This window comes from Luteitalea sp. (assembly GCF_044337415.1).
Lineage (GTDB): Bacteria > Acidobacteriota > Vicinamibacteria > Vicinamibacterales > Vicinamibacteraceae > Luteitalea.
This window is the reverse complement of sequence record NZ_JBIINP010000280.1, coordinates 1-4,448: the sequence shown is the minus strand read 5'-3', so window position 1 is coordinate 4,448 and position 4,448 is coordinate 1. Positions and strand designations below refer to the sequence as shown.

The window sequence follows — 4,448 nt, the reverse complement described above, 5'->3', positions numbered from 1 at the left end:
GCCCTGAGCCCTGAGCCCTGAGCCCTGAGCCAATGAGGCCTGACGCATGAGGCATGATGTCCGCCATGCGCGCCCTCGCACTCGCCCTGACCCTGACGTTCGCGGCCGGATACGCCCGGGCCGAGGAACGCCCGCTCTTCAATGGCAAGGACCTGTCCGGCTGGACACATGTCGGCAAGGGCGAGGTGGTCGTCGAGCACGGACTGCTCAAGACCGTCGGCGGGATGGGCCTGCTGTATTTCAGCGGCGAGCGGTTCGGCGACTGCGTGATCCGGGTCGTGTACCGCACGACGACGGTGGACGACAACTCGGGCATCTTCGTGCGCATCCCGGACCCGCCGAAGGATGCCTGGCAGGCCGTGCACACGGGCTACGAGATCCAGATCCTCGAGAACTTCCCGGCCAGCTACGTGCTGTCGGATCACCAGAAGAAGTTCGGCACCTCGTGGCACACGACCGGCGCGATCTACTCGATGAGCCCGGCCGTGGCGAAGCCGCAGAAGCCGGTCGGCGAGTGGAACACGATGGAGATCGAGCTGCGCGGCCCGCGCACCGTCGTGCGCCTGAACGGCGTGCTCGTGAACGACTTCGTGGAGGGCTCCACCGTGCCGCCTCGCGAGCACTCGTACGAGCCCGTGCGCGGCCGTCGGCCGGATGCCGGCTACATCGGCATCCAGAACCACCACGAGCCGCAGACCGTACTGTTCAGGGAGATCACCGTCATCAAGTAAGGGGCGAGCAGGGTGCGCACACGCGAACACGGTCGGCGCAGGGTCCTCATCACCGGCCTGTCAGGGCTGGGCGCGCTGCTCGCGACGTCGGCGGCGTCTGCACATCACCTGCTGCCCCCGGTCCTCGCTCCCGCACGCTCTCGTCAGTTCTGGCTCGCCATCGTCGACGGCGGCTACCTCGTGCCCGCGGGCGTCGCCCCCCTCGACCTGCTGCTGGAACTCGGGCAGCACTTCGGCGATCCGGACCCGGTCCTCCGGGACCGCTGCGGCTATGGCATCCCGGCCCGGTGGGTGGTGCGCGAGAAGCGGCTGTCCAACGCCGACCTGCAGCACCTCGCTACCGGTTGGCTCCCCGGCCTCGGCGCTGAAGCCGACCCCTTCGGTGGAGACCCGGTGCTGCGCCGGTCCTTCAGCGCGCTCGGGCTGTCGCTGGTGGTCGCGGCCGACCTCGGCCAGCGGGCGCTCGATGCCGCCACGGTCGATGCGCTGGTGACCCGCGGCAGCCGGCAACTGAAGACCAACACCGATCGGCGGGGGTTCGAGCCGGGGCTCGGGTGGGTCCACGTGACGGCTCACACGGCCGACCTGCTGAAGTTCCTCGGGCGGCACCCGCTGCTGACCGTCGCGCACCAGCGTCAGATCCTCGAGGCCCTGGCCGCGACGGTCGCCTCGGCTCCGGCCGTCTTCCAGTGGGGCGAGGATGAACGCCTGTCTCGGGCGGCGGCGTCGGTGCTGCGCCGCGACGATGCGGATCGCGTCGCCGTGGCCGGGTACCTGGACGCCCTGCAGCAGGCCGCGAGCCGCGTCGACTGGGAGCAGCCCCTCGCCAATGGCGGCGTGGCCCCGGCCCTCAATGCCAAGGCCGTCCTCAAGGATCTCCACCTGGTGCTTTCGGCGGCCGGCAAGGCTGACGCGCAGCAGGAGATCGTGCGTCGCCTACAGGCATTGCCCTAGGCCTACCGCACGCCCCACTCCCACATCCCGAACGCGACCTTCTTGTCGAGGGGCGTGCCCGTGAGTCTGAGCGCTTGCGCGACCTGGCCTCGGTGGTGCGCCTCGTGCGACAGCAGGTAGCCGACGAAGGCGGTCACGTGCGGCTTGAACCCCTTCACGCGCCCGTCACCCGCCTCCGCGTCCGCCACCATGCGTTCGATTGCTGCGGCGGACGCACCGAGCGCCGCAGCCAGCGCACCGTGGTCGGCGCCGCTCCCGGATCCGAGTTTCGCGAGCCCGTCCATCAGGTCGGGGCGTGCCGCCTTCAGCCACAGCAGGCGCACGTCGTGCAGGTGCGCGAACTGGTCGCGCACCGTTCGACCCTTGCCCGAAGGTGTGGCATCGAGGGCGGCCGCGGGCACACCGTCGAGCAGGTAGCGCGAGATGCGGGCCCCGATGGCCCACGTCTCGGCAAGCGGGCTCGTTGCACTCACTTCGCCAGCGGATCCGGCCGCAACTGGAAGCGCACGATCTTGGGGGCCGTGCCCTTGCCGCCTTCCATGTGGAACGGCGCCCGCGTGCTCACCGTCGACCACAGGCCGCGACCCTTCCAGCCGGCCTTCGGGTCGTCGATGCGGCCGTCCATCCACTTCGTGTAGTAGCCGAGCGGATACGGCACGCGCAGCACCACCCACTTGCCGTCCTTCAGCGCGAGCAGGCCTTCAGAGGCGTTGCCCGTGTTGATCGGCGTGTTCGTTCCGAGGCCCAGCGTGTCGAACCAGTCCACCCACGTGTAGTAGCTCGCCTCGGCGCTGCCCGTGGCCGTCACGCCCTTCAGCTGCGGCACGGGTTCGGTGTAGAGCGTCCAGCCCTCGGGGCAGTGCTGGCCAGTGGCGTTCGGACCGTTGAGGGGCCCGGTGCACTTGCGCCGATCGAAGCTGGCCATGTGTCCGCTCGCGAGTGCGGCCCACACGACGCCGTTGCGATCGACGTCCATGCCGCGCGGCGAGAAGCCCTGCTTCTGCGGGTCCGGGTGCTTGAACGGCGGCTCGTACACCTCGACAAGCGTCGTCTCGGGCGGGTTGCTGCCGGGCACGAGCCGCACGGCGGCGCCGGGGTACCCGAGAACCGAGCCCCAGATCGAGCCGTCGGGGGCCGGCTGCACCGAGTAGAACCCGCCGTTGTAGCGCTTGTCCTTCGTTGGATCGACGGGCTCGTTGGGCTCCACGTAGGCGTCGCGCTTGCCGTTGCCGTTCGTGTCCATGATCAGCGCCGTCCAGCCCTGCGCCTTCGCCTCGTCGCCCGTTTCCTCGAACAGCTTCGTGTTGAGCCAGCCCACCACCTGCCCACCGCCGCTCGTCCAGAGCGTGTTGTTGGCGTCTTCGGCGAACGTCAAATGGTGCGTCCCGAAGCACGTGCTGATGTGCGTGAGCTTCTTCGTCTTCGGGTCGTACATCTGCAGGTGACGGCTGGATCTGTTGATCGGGAACAGCTTGGCCGACGGGTGATCCGAGCCGGCCTTGCACCAGTCGGGGTTGTCGAAGGCGCGCACCGCCGACGTGAGCCACAAGCGGCCCAGGTGGTCGAGCATCGGGTTGTGGACGTTGTTCTTGCTGTTCCAGATCGGCTCGGTGCCCCAGTACGGCGACGGCTGCGCCATGTCGGGCGGCGTCGCGGGCGTGTTCGGATCGCGCACCGTCAGGGGGATGCGGCTCGCCGTGTGCGTGACCGGATCGAGCACCGGCACGTAGTCGGCGCTCAGCTCCAGCGCGCCGTAGAGCGGCCCGTTGGCGTTCACCGTCGGGTTGCGGCGATCGGTCGACACCTCGTCATGCAGGTAGTGCTTCGGGTCGGCCCAGTCCCAGAGCGTGATCACGGCATTGCGCTCGATGCCCTGCGGCCGCGGCGGCGCGGGCGGCACGGCCCCCGCCTTGATGCGATCGGTCCACGCCGCGAACTCCTTGAAGAAGCGCATGCCGACCTGGTTCATCGTGCCGATCATCTGCGCGCCGGCCTGACCCGACGCCAGGCGCCGTTCCCACGCGTCGACCGACGTGTTGAACGTGCCGAGATTCTTCGGGATCTCGCGCGTGCCGATCGTGCCGAGTTGGTGGCAGGTGGTGCAGCCGCCCGACTTCAGGATGCGCAGGTACTGCTGCTGCGACGTGATGGTCGGCTGGATGCCGTTGCCCTTGCCGCCCGTGCCGGGGAACTCGCTTTCGGCGGGCACCTCGAGCAGCGACAGCCAGTAGCCGGCGGGGTAGTAGTGCGCGGCGGCCTTCGCGTCGGGCGCGACCACGGCCTTGAGCGGTAGTCGTGCGCCTGGCGTCGCCGTGGTCTTCGGCGAATCGACAAGCCCGTACCCGCGCACCCACACCTGGTAGCTCGCCTTCGGCAAGTCGGGGATGAGGTAGCGCCCCTTGTCGTCGGTGACGACGATGCGGGCGAACTTCGTGGGGAGGCCGGTGGTCTCGGCGATCACCCAGACGCCGGCTTCGGGTCCCTTGGGGCCGGTGACGATGCCGGCGATGTCGTCGCCATCCATCGCGATGTCGGCCGCAGGGCCCTGGCGGGCGCCGAGGGAGGTAAAGGCCAGCAGGGCAGTGCAAACCCCGGTCAGCAGCGGGAAGAGCAGGCGCATGCGCACGGTGACTCCTTGGATGGGGAGCATCCTACTCCGGGTGCCGGGTTCGGGGTAACGGGTACGGATCCGACCGCGTCGGCCTCGCCCGCACGATCCGCGCCGGTGGCCTTCCCGTTCCCGTACCCGTACCCGGCACCCGG

4 protein-coding genes are annotated in these 4,448 nt (G+C 69.5%); 2 read left to right on the top strand and 2 right to left on the bottom strand.

The features are described 5' to 3' along the window. Positions 1 to 65 precede the first annotated feature (65 nt). A complete protein-coding gene (locus ACIRDX_RS20885; protein WP_396627366.1) occupies positions 66 to 731 on the top strand; it encodes a DUF1080 domain-containing protein in 666 nt (221 codons plus the stop codon). A 12-nt stretch (positions 732 to 743) separates the two neighbouring features. Beyond that, a complete protein-coding gene (locus ACIRDX_RS20880; RefSeq protein ID WP_396627365.1) occupies positions 744 to 1,685 on the top strand; it encodes a DUF2785 domain-containing protein in 942 nt (313 codons plus the stop codon). A gap of 2 nt (positions 1,686 to 1,687) precedes the next feature. Here the strand turns inward: ACIRDX_RS20880 and ACIRDX_RS20875 are convergent, their stop codons facing one another. Continuing rightward, complete coding sequence (locus tag ACIRDX_RS20875; RefSeq protein WP_396627364.1) at positions 1,688 to 2,158, bottom strand: DinB family protein; 471 nt, start codon at positions 2,156 to 2,158, stop codon at positions 1,688 to 1,690. Further along, positions 2,155 to 4,305 carry a carboxypeptidase-like regulatory domain-containing protein gene (locus ACIRDX_RS20870; protein ID WP_396627367.1) on the bottom strand — a complete coding sequence of 717 codons (2,151 nt, stop codon included), beginning with the start codon at positions 4,303 to 4,305 and terminating at the stop codon, positions 2,155 to 2,157. The genes ACIRDX_RS20875 and ACIRDX_RS20870 overlap by 4 nt, the downstream gene beginning before the upstream one ends. Positions 4,306 to 4,448: the final 143 nt, after the last annotated feature.